This window comes from uncultured Piscinibacter sp., from assembly GCF_937952055.1.
In the GTDB taxonomy this organism is placed as follows: domain Bacteria; phylum Pseudomonadota; class Gammaproteobacteria; order Burkholderiales; family Burkholderiaceae_C; genus Piscinibacter.
Genome location: NZ_CALFYO010000031.1, coordinates 33,113 through 47,954 on the forward strand (window position 1 = coordinate 33,113; position 14,842 = coordinate 47,954).

The following is a 14,842-nucleotide window of genomic DNA, read 5'->3' on the forward strand; positions in this document are numbered from 1 at the left end:
CGCCGGCGCGGGGACGGCTTGGCTATGCTCGCATCCATGTCGTCCACGCGCGCGGCCCCCACGACGCACAAGATCCCCGAGTCGGTGCTGGTGATCATCCACACGCCCGGCTGCGAGGTGCTGCTCATCGAGCGCGCCGACAAGCCCGGCGCCTGGCAAAGCGTCACCGGCGCGAAGGACCAGGTCGACGAGCCGTTCGACGCGACGGCCATCCGCGAGGTCGCCGAGGAGACCGGCATCCGCATCGGCACGCCAGCGGTGCCGCGCACGGCGCTGGTCGACTGGGGCCTGCGCAACGTCTACGAGATCTTCCCGGTCTGGCGCCACCGTTACGCGCCGGGCGTCACGCACAACACCGAGCACGTGTTCGGCCTGACCGTGCCGCGCGACACGCCGATCACGCTGGCGCCGCGCGAGCACCTGGCCTGGCGCTGGCTGCCCTGGCGCGAGGCGGCCGACGCCTGCTTCTCGTTCAGCAACGCCGAGGCCATCCTGCAACTGCCCCGTTTCACGCCATGCGACACGCCCCTCCCTCGACGCTGAGCCACGGCGACACGCTGCGCGTGGCGACCTACAACATCCACAAGGGCGTGCGCGGCGTCGGACCGCGCAGGCGGCTGGAGATCCACAACCTCGGCCTGGGCATCGAGGCGCTGGACGCCGACCTGGTGTTCCTGCAGGAGGTGCGCAGTTTCCACCATCGCGAGGCGCGTCGCTTCGAGCGCACCTGGTTCGGCTGGCCGCGCGAGGGTCAGGCGGAGTTCCTCGCCCCCGAGGGCTACGAGGTGGCCTACCGCACCAACGCGGTCACCCGCCATGGCGAGCACGGCAACGCGCTGCTGTCGCGCTGGCCGCTGGGTGACATCGGCCACCACGACGTCAGCGACCACCGCTTCGAGCAGCGTGGCCTGCTGCACGTGCCGGTGCACTGGAACGGGATGACGCTGCACGCCGTGGTCGCCCACCTGGGCCTGATGCACGCCAGCCGGGTGCGCCAGGTCGATCGGCTGGCCGCCTTCATCGAGGCCAACGTGCCGCACGACGAGTTGCTCGTCGTTGCCGGCGACTTCAACGACTGGGGCGAGAGGCTCGATGCGCCGATGCGCGAGAGCGGCCTGCAGCGCGCGGCGGCGGAGGGCGCCGGCGCCGCGCGACAGAACACCTTCCCCTCGCGTGTGCCGGTGTTCTCGCTCGACCGCATCTATACCCGCGGGTTGCGCTGCCTGTCGACCTCGGTGCCGCGCGGCACGGCCTGGGCGCGCATGTCCGATCACCTGCCCCTGGTGGCCGAACTCGTGCCGGCATGAAGAGCCGCGACACGCCGCGCGCCGAGCATGAGCTGGCGCTGCTCAAGGGCGGCGTCGAACTGTTCCCAGCCATGATCGAGGCGATCGACGCAGCGCGCAGCGAGGTGCTGCTCGAGACCTACATCTTCGACTTCAACCGCTCTCCGCTGAGGGTGGCCGAGGCGCTGGAGCGTGCCGCCCGGCGCGGGGTGACGGTGCGCGTGGTCGTCGACGGCATCGGCACGCCCGACCTGCCCGCCGAATGGAAGCAGCGCTGGCACAGCGCCGGGGTGCGGTGGCGCGTGTTCGGGCCGGTGCGCGGCTGGCGGTTGATCGTGCCGCGCCACTGGCGGCGCCTGCACCGCAAGCTGTGCGTGGTGGACGCGGCGGTCGCATTCTGCGGTGGCATCAACCTGCTCGACGACCACTACGACCCCAATCACGGCGAACTCGCCGAGCCGCGCCTGGACTTCGCCGTACGCGTGCTCGGGCCGCTGGTGGCCGACATGCACGACACCATGACGCGCCTGTGGTGGCGGCTGCAGGTCGCACGCCCGCGCGATCTCGAGGGCGCGCTGGAGGCGGTGCGAGCGGCCGCTCGCGCCGGTGTCGAGGAGGCGCCGCACATCAGCCGCCTGCAGCCCGGCTCGACCGCATCGCTGGTGCTGCGAGACAACTTCCGCTTCCGCCGTCGCATCGAGAGCACCTACCGGCTGGCGATCGCGCAGGCCCGGCGGGAGATCGTCATCGCCAACGCCTACTTCGTGCCGGGCGTGAAGTTGCAGCGCGCCTTGCTGCGGGCGGCGCGCCGCGGCGTGAAGATCACCCTGCTGCTGCAGGGCCGCTACGAGTACTTCATGCAGTACCACGCCAGCCGCGCGGCGTACGGCCCGATGCTGGAGGCCGGCATCGAGATCTTCGAGTACGAGGCGAGCTTCCTGCATGCCAAGGTGGCGGTGATGGATGCGCGGCAAGGCGCCCTGTCCACGGTGGGCTCGTCCAATCTCGATCCGTTCAGCCTGCTGCTCGCACGCGAGGCCAACGTGTTCGTGCGCGACGACGCCTTTGCCGCCGAGCTCATGACCCACCTGCACCATGCCATCGCCCATCAGGGGCGGCGCGTCGAGCCCGACTCGCATGCGCGCCGTTCGCTGGCGACGCGGGCGATGAACTGGGTTGCCTACGCGATGATGCGGCTGATGATCATGGTCGCCGGCAAGCGCTACTGATCGGGGCGCCTCGTGGACCTCGTCGTGCAGCGCCCCGAGGGCCTCTACTGTCCGGCCGGCGACTTCTACATCGACGCGTGGCGCCCGGTCGAGCGCGCCGTCATCACCCACGCCCATGCCGACCATGCGCGGCGCGGCCATGGCCACTACCTGGCCACCGCGGCCGCCGAAGGCGTGCTGCGTGCGCGGCTGGGCGACATCACGCTGCAGCCGCTGGCCTACGGCGAGATCGTCGAGCACCGCGGCGTGCGCATCAGCCTGCACCCGGCCGGCCATGTGCTCGGCTCGGCGCAAGTGCGGCTCGAACAGGGCGGCAGGGTCTGGGTGGCCTCGGGCGACTATTTCGTCAGCGGTGCGGGCGACGACAACCGCACTTGCGCGCCCTTCGAGCCGGTTCGCTGCGACTGCTTCATCACCGAGTCGACCTTCGGCCTGCCGGTCTACCGCTGGGCGGCACAGCGCGAGGTGTTCGCTGCCATCGATGACTGGTGGCGCGCCAACGCCGCGCAGGGCCGCACCAGCCTGCTGATGGCCTACAGCTTCGGCAAGGCGCAGCGCATCCTTGCCGGCGTGGACGCGAGCATCGGGCCAATCCTCGTGCACGGGGCGGTGGAGCCGCTCAACGACGCCTACCGTGCTGCCGGCGTGGCGCTGCCGGCGACGACCCTGGCCACCGAGGTGACCGACCAGGGCATGCTGCAGCGCGCGCTGGTGATCGCTCCGCCGGCGGTGCAAGGCTCGGCTTGGCTGAAGCGCTTCGTCGACTGCGCGGATGCCTTCGCCAGCGGCTGGATGCAACTGCGCGGCGCGCGACGGCGACAGGGCGTGGACCGCGGCTTCGTGCTCTCGGATCATGCCGACTGGCCGGGGCTGCAGCGTGCCGTCGCGGCCACCGGCGCGTCGCGCGTGATCGTCACGCACGGCTACGAGGCGGTGATGGTGCGCTGGCTGGCAGAGCAGGGGCTGCAGGCCAGTTCCTTCCGCACCGAGTACGGCAGCGAGGACGATGCGGCGCGGGCGGAGGCGGTCGCGTGAACCGCTTCGCGCAGTTGTTCGACGAGCTCGACGCAAGCACGTCCACGACGACCAAGCTGGAGGCGCTGCAGCGCTACTTCGCCGAAGCGGCGCCGGCCGATGCCGCCTGGGCGGTGTACTTCCTTGCCGGCGGCCGGCCGCGCCAGCTGGTGCGCACCGCCTCCCTGCGCACGCTGGCGGCGCAATGCGCGGCCATCCCCGACTGGCTGTTCGACGAGTGCCACCAGGCGGTGGGCGACCTGGCCGAGACCATCGCCCACGTGCTGCCGCCGGCGGGCTCGCGCAGCGACCTCGGCCTCGCGCAGTGGCTGCAGGAACGCCTGCTGCCGCTGCGCGGCGCCGAATCCGACGACCAGGCCGCGCGCATCGCCGCCTGGTGGAACGAGCTCGACGCGCGCGGACGCTTCCTGCTGGTCAAGCTGATCGGCGGCGGCTTCCGTGTCGGCGTCAGCAGGCAGCTGGTGCAGCGCGCGCTCGCCGCCCATGCCGGCCTGGACGCCAAGCGGATCGCGCAGCGCATGATGGGCTACACCGATGCCAACGCGCGGCCCGATGCTGCGGCCTTCGCGGCGCTCGTCGCGCCGGCGGACGCGGGCCGATCCGACGCCGGGCAGCCCTATCCCTTCTTCCTCGCCCACGCGCTGGACATCCCGCTGACCGAGTTCGAGACGAGGCTCGGTCCGGCCGGCGACTGGCGCGTCGAGTGGAAGTACGACGGCATCCGCGCGCAGATCGTGCGCCGTGTCGGCCAGAGCTGGATCTGGTCACGCGGCGAGGAGCTGGTCACCGAGCGCTTTCCCGAGCTGGCCGATGCGACGGCGCAGCTGCCCGATGGCACGGTGCTCGACGGCGAGATCGTCGTCTGGAAGGACGGCCGGCCCGCGGCGTTCAACCTGCTGCAGCAGCGCATCGGGCGCAAGACGCTGAACCGGCGCGTGCTCGCCGATGCGCCGGTGAGCTTCGTTGCCTACGATCTGCTCGAATGGCAGGGCGAGGACCGTCGCGAGCGGCCGCAGGACCAGCGCCGTGCGCTGCTGGAAGAGGCGCTGCAAGGCACGCCGCTGCAGCTCTCGCCGATCCTGGCGGGCGAGGACTGGCCTGCCCTCGCCGCGCGGCGCCAGCAGTCGCGCGCCCGCGGTGTCGAGGGCTTCATGCTCAAGCACCGCGAGGCGCGCTACGGCAGCGGCCGCACGAAGAGCGGCGGCACCTGGTGGAAGTGGAAGATCGAGCCGCTGTCGGTGGATGCCGTGCTCGTCTACGCGCAGGCCGGCCATGGCCGCCGCGCCAGCGTCTACACCGACTACACCTTCGCCGTGTGGAACCGTGCGCCGCGCGACGCCGAAGAGGCGCGGACCGCGCTCGACGCCATCGAGCGCCGCGAGCCGGCGCCGCCCGGAGCGCTGCAACTGGTCACCTTCGCCAAGGCCTACTCGGGCCTGAGCGATGCCGAGTTCCAGCAGGTCGACCGCGTGATCCGCCGGACCACGGTCGATAAGTTCGGCCCGGTGCGCAGCGTGCGGCCTTCGCTGGTCTTCGAGCTCGGCTTCGAGGGCATCCAACGCAGTGCGCGGCACAAGAGCGGCATCGCGGTGCGCTTCCCGCGCATGCTGCGCCTGCGCGGCGACAAGCCTCTGCACGAGGCCGACACCCTGCAGGCGCTCGAAGCCCTGCTGAGCGCACAATGAGCCGCGCGGAGGACGAAGGATGAAGTGCAAGACAAGGATTGGCGCCGCCATCGCGATGTGCGCCATGTTCGCCGGCTGCGGCAGCCTCGAGGAAAGCGATCCGAAACCGCGACTCGACGCCGTCAGCACGCCCGGCACGGACTACGCGAGCACGCTGGTGGGCACGCGCAAGCGGCTGGATTTCCGGCTGCGCAACAGCGACTCCGGCTTGCCGAAGGTCAAGCCGCTGGAGGACATCGTACCCACCGTCAGCGGCGCCGGCCTCACGCTCAGCCACAACTGCCCGGGCACGCTGGAGGAGGGCGAGGAATGCTTCCTCTCCGTCTACTACCTGCCGACGGCCGCCGGCACGCTGACCGGCGAGCTGCGCGTGACGAGCAATGCCGCGACGGTGGCGCTGCCGCTGAGCGGCGGCGCCGTCACCGAGCTCGATCCCCCCAGCGGCGTGCTGGCCTTCGTCGGCACGCCCGACGGTAGCTTCGGCAGCGTTTCCGTCGGGCAGACGCGGACGCTGATTTACGCGGTGCGCAACATCGGCAACGCCGACGATGCCATCTCCGTCGTCGGTCCCACAGGCAGCGGCTGGAGCGTCAGCGACGACTGCCCGGACACGCTGGCGGTGGACTCCAGCTGCAACATCAGCGTGGTCTTCGCGCCGACCGAGAGAGGTCTCTCGGTGCCCACGCCGTTGATCGTCAACGACGCCTACGGCGCCGACTACGGCGGGCTGGTGCTGAACCTGACCGGCACGGGCAGCTGAAGGGCGAGCGCCAGGCCTCATACTCGGCGCCTTCCTCCTGTCCGAGGCCCTTCACGCGGGTTTCGATCCGCGACGTGCCCGGCTACCTGACCAAGCAAGAACAGATCGCCGTCGCCGGCGTCGACGTCCTCGTCATCCGCTCGCTGCTCGACCGCCAGCAGTTCAGCGACCCCAGCGGCGATGCCGGCCGGCTCGGCATCTCGTCAGCTGCGTGGCCGCTGTTCGGCCTGCTGTGGCCATCGGGCGCCGAACTCGCGGCGCGCCTCGCGCGGCGGCCGGTGCGCGCCGCCGAGCGCATCCTCGAACTCGGCTGCGGCCTGGCGCTGGCCAGCCTGGTCGCGCACCGGCGCGGCGCCGACGTCACCGCAAGCGACTGCCATCCGCTGGCACAGTGCTTCCTGGCCGAGAACCTGCGCCTGAACGCGCTGGCGCCGATGAAGTACCGGCATGGCCACTGGGGCGGCCTGGCAGCGGCGCCCGCACGCGCTGGCGTGCCGGCCGCTGCCGATCTCCAAGGCCGCTTCGACCTCATCGTCGGCAGCGACCTGCTCTACGAGCGGGACGAGTCCGGCGCGCTGGCCGCCACCGTCGTCCGGCATGCGGCGCCGGGGGCACAGGTCTGGATCGTCGACCCGGACCGCGGCAACCGCAGCGCCTTCAGCCGCCGCATGGCGGCGGCCGGCTTCGCGCTGCTCGAGGAGCGGCTCGACCGGCCGGCCGACGGCGGCGGAGCGCCAGCCTACAAGGGCCGCCTGCTGGTCTATGCTGCGCCTGCACCCTGAGCCCCGTCCAGCGTCCGGCGCAGCCAGCTGCTGGCCCGCAGGCGGCCGACCTCGCGGCCGTTCCAGTTGCGCAGGGTCGCATCGCCGAGGGAACGCAGCAGCGTCGCCGGCTCGCCGGCCAGCGGCAGCAGCGCCTCGATCACCGCCGCCATCACCACCTCGGCAGCGCGCGCGGTGTTGCCGTCGTCGACCTTGATCGCCACGCCCAGGCCCTGCTCGGGCAGGGCGGCGCAGTACACGCCCTCGGCGCCGACCTTGCAGAAGACACGCTCGCCGAGCGCCTGCATGACCCGGGTGTCGAAGCGGCCGCTGCCGCCCAGCATGAAGGGCGCGCGCGCCGCCGCCTGGCGCAGCCGCCGCGCCGCGCGCGCATGGTCCGGCGACAGGCCGTGGCCGGTGGCCACCCGTGCAAAGGCCAGCGCGAGCTGGCGCAGCGGGATGGCGAAGGTGGGGATCGAGCAGCCGTCGGTGCCTCGGGGCGCCGCGGCGAGGTCGCAGCCGGTGGCCGCCTGCAGCGCCGCAGTGATCTCGCGCATCAGCGCATGCTCCGGCTCGACATAGCCGCGTGCGAAGCCGCGCAGGCCTGCGCGGCCATGGCGGTGGCAGGCCAGGCAGAGGAAGCCGGCGTGCTTGCCCGAGCAGTTGTTGTGCAGCGCCGTCGGCCGCTCGCCGCGCGCCGCCAGCTCGCGGGCGGCCACGTCCAGTCTGGGCCAGTGCGTGCCGCACTCCAGCGCCGCGCCGTCCAGCCCCGCCTTGGCGAGCATGCCGGCCGCGGTGCGCACGTGCGCCGGCTCGCCGGTGTGCGAGGCGCAGGCCAAGGCCAGTTCCTCGTCACTCAGCGCCAGCGCCTCGGCGGCGCCGCTGGCCACCAGCGGCAGTGCCTGCAGCAGTTTCACCGCCGAGCGGGGAAACACCGGCCGCGCGATGTCGCCGATGGCAGCGAACACGGCGCCCTCGGCATCCACCACCGCCAGCGCGCCGCGGTGCATGGACTCGAGGGTGGTGCCGCGCAGCAACTCCACCAGGATCGGGTGGTGACCCATCGCCTTGCCGAGTCAGCGCCCGAGCAGGCCCTTGATCACGCTGCCCACGCCCTCGACCACGCCGCCCAGGCTCACGCCCAGCACCTCGGCCAGTCCCCCGGCGAGCTTGGTGGCGAGGTTGTCGTTGATCGAGAACGCGGGGTCGTCGATGCGGCCTTCGAGCGTGAAGCCGACTTCGATGCGGCCGTCGCGCTGCATCGCCGCCAGCACCGCCTGCCGCGGCACGCCGCCGAAGGTGGAAAGCAGGCCGCCGCTGCTGGCCAGCTCCAGCCCGGTCAGCGTGACGTGCCCGGGGGCGTGCAACTGCTTCGCCTTCACGCGGGCGTCCAGGCTCAGGTCCAGCGTGCCGCGCTTCACGCCAGCCTCGTTCACCTTCAGCAGGTAGGGCTGCAGGGCGACGAGGTCGACCGCGTGCACCGCCGCCTTGAGCCTCGCATCGAGCGTGGCGATGGTGAACTCGCCCTGGATGGCGATGCGGCCGTTGCGCTGCGGGCCCTTCAGCACGGCCTGCAGATCGATCTCGGTCGGGCTGTCGAAGGCCGGCAGATCCAGCGGCCCCACGTCGGCGTGCAGCGACTCGAAGCGCAGCTTGTGCATCCCCGATCGCACGCTGGCGTCGTGGAAGTCGATCGCCACGTCGCGCAGCACCACCTCGGCGATATGCACTCGTGGCGCCGGGCGGGGCGTGCCGTCGGCCGGCCTGGGCTTGTCGAGCAGCGCCGGCAGCACGCGCAGTCTGCCCTGGCGCGTGCGCAGCAGCGAGAGGTAGCCGTCCTCGACCTCGATGCGCGCGATGTGCCAGCCGGGCGACCACAGGCTGGACAGGGCCGGCCGCAGGCTGACGCGCTTCGCGATCAGCTCGTCGGCAGCCGGCCAGCTGCCCGGTGCGCCGCGGATGCGCAGGTCGGTCACCTCGACGCCGGTGAAACCCAGGCGCACCGCTGCGATGCTCGCGCGCGGGCCGAGCGCCTCGCGCAGGCCGGCCTCGAGCCGGCTGGCGGCACTGCGCAGGCCGAGCACGACGGCCAGCAGGAGCACGGCGATGAAGGCGGCGAGCACGAGAAGTCGCTGACGGTTCACGGCCCCGATTGTCGCCTGCTGGTCTGCCGATGCAGGCGCAGGGAGGCCGCCGGCACGTGATAGCGTGCGCCGATGCAGCACCCGACCCTGGCAGGCATCGACTTCACGAGCCGGCCGACACGGCGCAAGCCGATCACCGTGGCGCTCGGCACGCTCGACGGCCAGGGCGTGCGCCTGCACCGCCTCGAAGGGCACGCGGGGTTCGACGGTTTCGCGGCCTGGCTGCGGGCGCCCGGGCCCTGGCTGGGCGCTTTCGACTTCCCCTTCGGCCTGCCTCGCGAGCTGGTGCTGACGCTGGGCTGGCCGCGCGAGTGGCTGCCGCTGATGCGCCATTACGCCGCGATGTCGCGCGAGCAGATCCGCGCCACCTTCGCCGCCTTCTGCAAGGCGCGGCCGGCCGGCGGCAAGTTCGCCCACCGTGCCTGCGACCTGCCCGCCGGATCGTCGCCCTCGATGAAGTGGGTGAACCCGCCGGTGGCCTTCATGCTGCACGCCGGCGTGCCGATGCTCGTCGACGCCGGTGTGCACCTGCCGGGGCTGCACGCGGGCGACAGCGCGCGCGTCGCGCTGGAGGCCTACCCGGGTCTGCTGGCGCGCGAGCTGATCGGCCGGCGCTCCTACAAGAGCGACGAGAGGGCGAAGCAGACGCCGCAGCGTCTGATCGCCCGCAAGGATCTGCTCGAGGCACTGGAACAGGGGCGCTCGCGGCTCGGGCTGCGACTGCGGCTCTCGCATGCACAGCGCGATGACCTCACCGCCGACGCCTCGGGCGATCGGCTCGACGCTGTGCTGTGCCTGATGCAGGCGGCGTGGGCGAGCCTGCAGCCGGGCTACGGCCTGCCGCCGGATGCCGACCCATTGGAGGGCTGGATCGTCAGCGCACCCGCGCCCAGTCCAGCGCCCAGTCCAGCGCCGCCTCCAGGTGACTGAGCGCCGCGGCGCCCGGCGGCTCGCCGAGTTCGAAGCGCTCGCCGCGGATGGCCAGCAGCGTGGCCGGCGGCGGCGCCTGGCCGTGCAGCTCCAGGTAGACCTGCAGCACCGCGTGCGGTGACATGGCGTGACTGCTGAAGCTCGGGTCGCGCCTCGGCTGCAGCGGTGTGGCCTCGAAGGGGGGCGGGCAGGACAGGCTGGCGTCGACGAACAGCACGCGCTGCCGGCCGACGAGGTCGAGCGCATGCTCGACCTGCAGCTGGTAGTCGTCGAGGCACTGGACATGTTGGTCGGCCGCCTCGCCCAGCCGCTCGCGCAGCCGTTCGACGAACAGCGGCCCGAGTGCGTCGTCGCCACGGCTGGCGTTGCCCCAGCCGAACACCAGCAGCGGGGCGGTCATCCGTGCAGGCCGACCGGAGCCTGCAGCGCACGCTGCAGCGAGCCGTCGTGCGACTTCAGCACGTGGTCGACCACGGTTCCGTCGGCATCGAGCAGCGTCACGTCCAGCGGCATGCGGCCGAGGGCATGGGTAGCGCAGGACAGGCAGGGGTCGTAGGCGCGGATCGCCACCTCGATGCGGTTGAGCAGTCCCTCGGTGATCTCTCGGCCGTCGAGGTACTGCCGTGCCACCGCCCGCACCGCCTCGTTCATCGCCTGGTTGTTGTGCGTCGTCGAGACGATCAGGTTGCACAGCGTGACGAGGTCGTCGTCGCCGACGTGGTAGTGGTGGACCAGCGTGCCGCGCGGCGCCTCGATGATGCCCACGCCCTCGCCGGTGCGCACGCCGCCGCTCATCAGCTCGCCGGCGAGGATGTCCGGGTCGTCGAGGAGTTGCGCGATCACCTCGGCGCAGTGCAGCAGCTCGATCATGCGCGCCCAGTGGTAGGCCAGCGTGGCGTGCACCGGAGCGCCCTGGCCCCAGGCGAGGAACTCCTGCCGCTGCGCCTCGGCCCGCGGCGTGGGGATGAAGTCGCAGTTCTGCACGCGCGCCAGCGGCCCGACGCGGTACCAGCCCGCCTCGCGGCCGAGCGAGCGCAGGTGCGGGAACTTCATGTAGGTCCAGGGCCGCACCTCTTCCTCGATGAGCCCGCGGTAGTCCTGGTCGCTGGCACCGTCGACGAGCACGGCGCCGTTCGCGTCGCGCGCGCGCAGCACGCCGTCGTAGAGGTCCATCGCGCCGTCGCGGCGCACCAGCGAGAGCATGTTGGAGCGGAAGCTGCCGAAGCCGTCGTAGAGCTCGCGGTTGCCGGCGTGCAGCCGCTTGGCGATCGTCACCGCGTCCTGCGCCCAGTCGAGGATCTGCGCCATGTCGCGCAGCAGCAGCTCGCGGTCCTCGCGGCTCACGTGCTTGTTCATGCCGCCGGGCACGGAGCCGGTGCCGTGCACGCGCTTGCCGGCGGTGACGCGGATCACCTCCTGGCCGAACTTGCGCAGCATCACGCCCTTCTTCGCGATGTCCGGATGCGCCTCGATCACGCCGACGATGTTGCGCTTCTGCACCTCGGAATCGAAGCCGAACAGCAGGTCGGGCGAGCTGAGGTGGAAGAAGTGCAGTGCATGCGACTGCAGCACCTGGCCGTAGTGCATCAGCCGGCGGATCTTCTCGGCCGAGGGCGGCACCGGGTGGGCGCCGATCACGCGGTCCATCGCCTTGCTCGCGGCGAGGTGGTGCGACACCGGGCAGATGCCGCACAGCCGCTGCACCATCACCGGCACCTCCCAGTAGGGCCGGCCCTCGATGAACTTCTCGAAGCCGCGGAACTCGACGATGTGCAGCCGCACCTGCTGCACGCGGTGGGCCTCGTCGAGCAGCAGCGTCACCTTGCCGTGGCCTTCGACGCGCGACACCGGATCGATGGCGACGCGGCGCAGTCCCTGCGGTTGCGCGGCGGACTCGAGATCGAAGCTCATGGCGCGTCAGTCGTAGTGGATGAGGCCGTGGCCGAGGTGCGGCGTGCGCCCGGCCATCAGGTCGGTGAGGAACTGCCAGAAGGCGTCGGCGGAGGGCGGGCAGCCGGGCAGCACGTAGTCGACGTGCACCACCTCGTGGATCGGGTGCACGTTGTTCAGCAGAAGCGGCAACTCGGGGTCGTTCGGCACGCCCTGCGGGTAGACGTCGGTGAGCAGTCTGCCCAGGTGCAGATGGTTGCGCTGTGCCGGCAGGCCGCCGTTGATCGCGCAGGCGCCCACCGCCACCAGCGTCTTGCAGTGGGCGCGGAACTGGCGCAGCACCTCGACGTTCTCGGCATTGCACAAGCCGCCCTCGACGAGGCCGAGGTCGCAGTGGCCGACCTCCTTGATGTCGGTGAGCGGCGAGCGGTCGAACTCGACATGCTCGATCAGCTCGAGCAGCCGCTCGTCGATGTCGAGGAATGACATGTGGCAGCCGAAGCAGCCGGCCAGCGAGACGGTGGCCAGCTTCAGCTTGCGCGGCGCGTGCAGCGGGGGCGTCGGCGTCGCCATCACGAGGCCTCCTGGCACGCGGGATCGGCCGCGGTGGCCTCGTCGTAGCGACGCTGGCCGATCGGGATCACGAAGCCGCGCCGCTTCGGCAGGATCACGCCCACCGGGCAGATGCCCGTGGCGCGGTCGGTCAGCGCCAGGGCGGTGTCGACCAACTGGCCGCTCTCGCTGTTCACCACCAGGTGCGTGCCGATGCCGTGGCCGGCGATGGCGAAGACGTTCTTGCGGTCGACATCGTGGCTGGCGCGCACGCACAGCTCGCACAGGATGCAGCGGTTGAACTCGAGCAGCACGTCGGGATGGCTCGCGTCGACCGGCCGGTCGGGGTAGAACTCCTCGAAGTGCGGGCCTTCCATGCCCATCTGGTAGGCGGTGGCCTGCAGCAGGCAATTCCCGCTCTTCTCGCACGATGGGCAGAAGTGGTTGCCCTCGACGAAGAGCATCTGCAGCAGGGTCTTGCGCTGCGCGTTCAGCTCCTCGGTGGCGCTCTCCACCTCCAGACCGGCACTGGCCTGCACGGTGCATGCCGCGCCCATGCGGCCACCCACCTTCACCGTGCAGATGCGGCAGGAGCCGTGGGCGCGGAAGTCCGGGTGCCAGCACAGGTGCGGGATGTAGCGGCCGGCGCGACGCGCAGCCTGCAGGATGGTCTCGCCGGGGTCGAAAGGGATGTCCTCGCCGTCGAGCGAGAAGGTCGGCGCCTCACTCATGCGTGCGCTCCAGGTGCGAAGCCGGGTCGTCCCGGCCGGTCACGGCGCGCGCCTCGGACAGCTCCGCGTCGAGGTCGAAGGCCGGCTCGAAGTGCAGTGACTTCAGGTGCCGCTCGTAGGCCGGACGGAACTTGGCGATGGTGTCGCGCAGCGGGTTGCAGGCGGTGGCACCGAGTCCGCAATGGGTGGCGCCGTGCATCAGCTTGTCGAGTTCGTAAAGCACGTCGACGTCGTGCCGGGAGCCGTGCCCTTCGGCCAGCTTGTCCATGCGCTTGACCACCAGCGCCGTGCCGACGCGGCAAGGCGTGCAGAAGCCGCAGCTCTCGTGGGCGAAGAAGTGGGCGAAGTTGCGCGCCACCTCGAACATGTCGCGCGAGCGGTCGAACACCATGAAGGCGCCCGCGGTGGGCACGTCCTCGAACGCGATGCGCCGGCCGAACTCGAACGCCGACACGCACAGGCCGGAGGGGCCACCCACCTGCACCGCCTGCGTGTCGCGCGCGCCGCAATCCTCGAGGATGCGGCCGATGCGCGTGCCGAAGGGGTACTCGTACAGGCCGGGGCGCTCGCAGTCGCCCGACACGGAGTGGATCTTCGTGCCGGTGGACTTCGGCGTGCCGATGCCGGCCCACCAGGCGCCGCCGTTCAATGCGATGTGGGCTGCGGCGCAGAAGGTCTCGACGTTGTTCACCGTGGTCGGGTGGCCCAGGTAGCCGTGCTCGACCGGGAAGGGTGGACGGATGCGCGGCGTGCCGCGCTTGCCTTCCAGCGACTCGATCAGCGACGACTCCTCGCCGCAGACGTAGGCACCGGCGCCGACATGGATCTGGATGTCGAAGTCGAAGCCCTCGTGGCCCTGGATGGCGCGGCCGAGCAGGTTAGCCTCGCGGCGGCGCTGCAGCACCGCCTGCAGGTGTTCGAGCAGGTAGCGGTACTCGCCGCGCAGGTAGACCAGGCCCTGGCGCGCGCCGACCGCCGCGGCGGCGATCGTCATGCCCTCGAACACCAGATCGGCATGGCGGTTGAGCAGCACGCGGTCCTTGAAGGTGCCGGGCTCGCCTTCGTCGGCGTTGCACACCACCACATGCATCTCGCCCGGTGCCTCGCGGCACAGCGCCCACTTGGTGCCGGTGGCGAAGCCCGCGCCGCCGCGGCCGCGCAGGTTCGAGTGCCGGATCTCGTCGAGCATCGCCAGTGGGCCGCGCGCCAGCGCCGCGGCCAGCGCCTCGCCCGGCGCGACGCTCGTGCCGAGCAGCACGTCGGCACGGCGGATCGGGTCCTCGACGTGGAACCACTCGGCCGGCCATTGCGACACCGGCGTGTCGGTCTCGATCAACTCGGCGATGCGCGTCACGCGCTCGGCATCGAGCCGCGTGACCACGTGATGGTGGTTGACGAGCAGCGCCGGGCCCTGTTCGCACAGGCCCGTGCAGGAGGTCGTCGCGACGCTGACGCGGCCGTCGGCGCGCATCTCGCCGGGCGTCACACCCAGCCGCGCGCACAGCGCGTCCATCAAGGCCTGGCTGCCGAGCATGCGGTCGGTGATGTTGTCGCTGAAGAGCACGCGCCAGCGACCGACTGGCTCCAGATGGAGGAATCGGTAGAAGCTGGCCACGCCCTCGACCTGGGCGAGCGTGAGGCCGAGCTCGCGCGCCAGCGCGGCCAGCAGCGGGCGGGGCAGCCAGCCGTGTTCAGCCTGCGCTTCGCGCAGGATCTGGACCAGCGAGTTCGGGTGGCGGGGATACTGCGACATTGGCGCGCGCATGGTGTGTCTCGCGCAGTGGATCAGACTTGATCCCGGGCAAAAACACAAGGCCGAGAGGATCAAGGGGGTTACGG

15 protein-coding genes are annotated in these 14,842 nt (G+C 71.5%); 8 read left to right on the forward strand and 7 right to left on the reverse strand.

Annotated features, from left to right (window positions below; genetic code table 11):
• Nucleotides 1–36: 36 nt before the first annotated feature.
• The 7 genes from nudB to Q0599_RS22360 all read left to right on the forward strand — a co-directional run bounded on the left by nudB (nucleotide 37) and on the right by Q0599_RS22360 (nucleotide 6,777).
• Complete coding sequence (gene nudB / locus Q0599_RS22330) at nucleotides 37–543, forward strand: dihydroneopterin triphosphate diphosphatase (protein WP_298834657.1); 507 nt, start codon at nucleotides 37–39, stop codon at nucleotides 541–543.
• A complete protein-coding gene (locus Q0599_RS22335) occupies nucleotides 516–1,307 on the forward strand; it encodes an endonuclease/exonuclease/phosphatase family protein (RefSeq protein WP_298834658.1) in 792 nt (263 codons plus the stop codon). Before nudB ends, Q0599_RS22335 begins: the two co-directional genes overlap by 28 nt.
• The gene (gene clsB / locus Q0599_RS22340) at nucleotides 1,304–2,515 is read left to right on the forward strand and encodes a cardiolipin synthase ClsB (protein WP_298834659.1); all 1,212 of its coding nucleotides are present in this window, start codon (nucleotides 1,304–1,306) and stop codon (nucleotides 2,513–2,515) included. The genes Q0599_RS22335 and clsB overlap by 4 nt, the downstream gene beginning before the upstream one ends.
• A 12-nt stretch (nucleotides 2,516–2,527) precedes the next feature.
• Nucleotides 2,528–3,550, forward strand: a complete 1,023-nt coding sequence (locus Q0599_RS22345) for a ligase-associated DNA damage response exonuclease (RefSeq protein ID WP_298834660.1) — start codon at nucleotides 2,528–2,530, stop codon at nucleotides 3,548–3,550.
• Nucleotides 3,547–5,235 carry an ATP-dependent DNA ligase gene (locus Q0599_RS22350; protein WP_298834661.1) on the forward strand — a complete coding sequence of 563 codons (1,689 nt, stop codon included), beginning with the start codon at nucleotides 3,547–3,549 and terminating at the stop codon, nucleotides 5,233–5,235. Before Q0599_RS22345 ends, Q0599_RS22350 begins: the two co-directional genes overlap by 4 nt.
• A gap of 19 nt (nucleotides 5,236–5,254) precedes the next feature.
• Nucleotides 5,255–5,995 (forward strand): choice-of-anchor D domain-containing protein, encoded by a 741-nt coding sequence (locus Q0599_RS22355; protein WP_298834662.1) that lies wholly within the window; start codon nucleotides 5,255–5,257, stop codon nucleotides 5,993–5,995.
• A gap of 74 nt (nucleotides 5,996–6,069) precedes the next feature.
• On the forward strand, nucleotides 6,070–6,777 hold the full coding sequence (locus tag Q0599_RS22360) for a methyltransferase domain-containing protein (RefSeq protein WP_298834663.1): 708 nt from the start codon (nucleotides 6,070–6,072) through the stop codon (nucleotides 6,775–6,777).
• Here the strand turns inward: Q0599_RS22360 and Q0599_RS22365 are convergent.
• Both Q0599_RS22365 and Q0599_RS22370 read right to left on the reverse strand, forming a co-directional pair.
• Nucleotides 6,756–7,820 carry an asparaginase gene (locus tag Q0599_RS22365; protein WP_298834664.1) on the reverse strand — a complete coding sequence of 355 codons (1,065 nt, stop codon included), beginning with the start codon at nucleotides 7,818–7,820 and terminating at the stop codon, nucleotides 6,756–6,758. The two genes, Q0599_RS22360 and Q0599_RS22365, sit on opposite strands and share 22 nt — an antisense overlap.
• A 12-nt stretch (nucleotides 7,821–7,832) precedes the next feature.
• Nucleotides 7,833–8,900 (reverse strand): DUF748 domain-containing protein, encoded by a 1,068-nt coding sequence (locus Q0599_RS22370; protein WP_298834665.1) that lies wholly within the window; start codon nucleotides 8,898–8,900, stop codon nucleotides 7,833–7,835.
• 72 nt (nucleotides 8,901–8,972) lie between these two features.
• Between Q0599_RS22370 and Q0599_RS22375 the strand changes: the two genes are divergently transcribed.
• Entirely contained in the window at nucleotides 8,973–9,830 is an 858-nt protein-coding gene (locus Q0599_RS22375) for a DUF429 domain-containing protein (protein WP_298834666.1), read from the forward strand.
• Here Q0599_RS22375 and Q0599_RS22380 read toward each other — a convergent pair.
• Genes Q0599_RS22380 through Q0599_RS22400 form a run of 5 tightly spaced genes read right to left on the reverse strand, consistent with a single transcriptional unit; the run spans nucleotide 9,775 to nucleotide 14,768 of the window.
• Nucleotides 9,775–10,230, reverse strand: a complete 456-nt coding sequence (locus Q0599_RS22380; RefSeq protein WP_298834667.1) for a hydrogenase maturation protease — start codon at nucleotides 10,228–10,230, stop codon at nucleotides 9,775–9,777. The genes Q0599_RS22375 and Q0599_RS22380 overlap by 56 nt on opposite strands.
• Nucleotides 10,227–11,741: a Ni/Fe hydrogenase subunit alpha gene (locus Q0599_RS22385; RefSeq protein WP_298834668.1), complete on the reverse strand. Its 1,515-nt coding sequence runs from the start codon at nucleotides 11,739–11,741 to the stop codon at nucleotides 10,227–10,229. Before Q0599_RS22385 ends, Q0599_RS22380 begins: the two co-directional genes overlap by 4 nt.
• Before the next feature lie 6 nt (nucleotides 11,742–11,747).
• Nucleotides 11,748–12,293, reverse strand: a complete 546-nt coding sequence (locus Q0599_RS22390; protein WP_298834669.1) for an NADP oxidoreductase — start codon at nucleotides 12,291–12,293, stop codon at nucleotides 11,748–11,750.
• Nucleotides 12,293–13,003, reverse strand: coding sequence for a 2Fe-2S iron-sulfur cluster-binding protein (locus Q0599_RS22395; RefSeq protein WP_298834670.1), 711 nt, complete (start codon nucleotides 13,001–13,003; stop codon nucleotides 12,293–12,295). The genes Q0599_RS22390 and Q0599_RS22395 overlap by 1 nt, the downstream gene beginning before the upstream one ends.
• Nucleotides 12,996–14,768, reverse strand: a complete 1,773-nt coding sequence (locus tag Q0599_RS22400) for an NAD(P)H-dependent oxidoreductase subunit E (RefSeq protein ID WP_298834671.1) — start codon at nucleotides 14,766–14,768, stop codon at nucleotides 12,996–12,998. The genes Q0599_RS22395 and Q0599_RS22400 overlap by 8 nt, the downstream gene beginning before the upstream one ends.
• Between the last annotated feature and the right edge of the window lie 74 nt (nucleotides 14,769–14,842).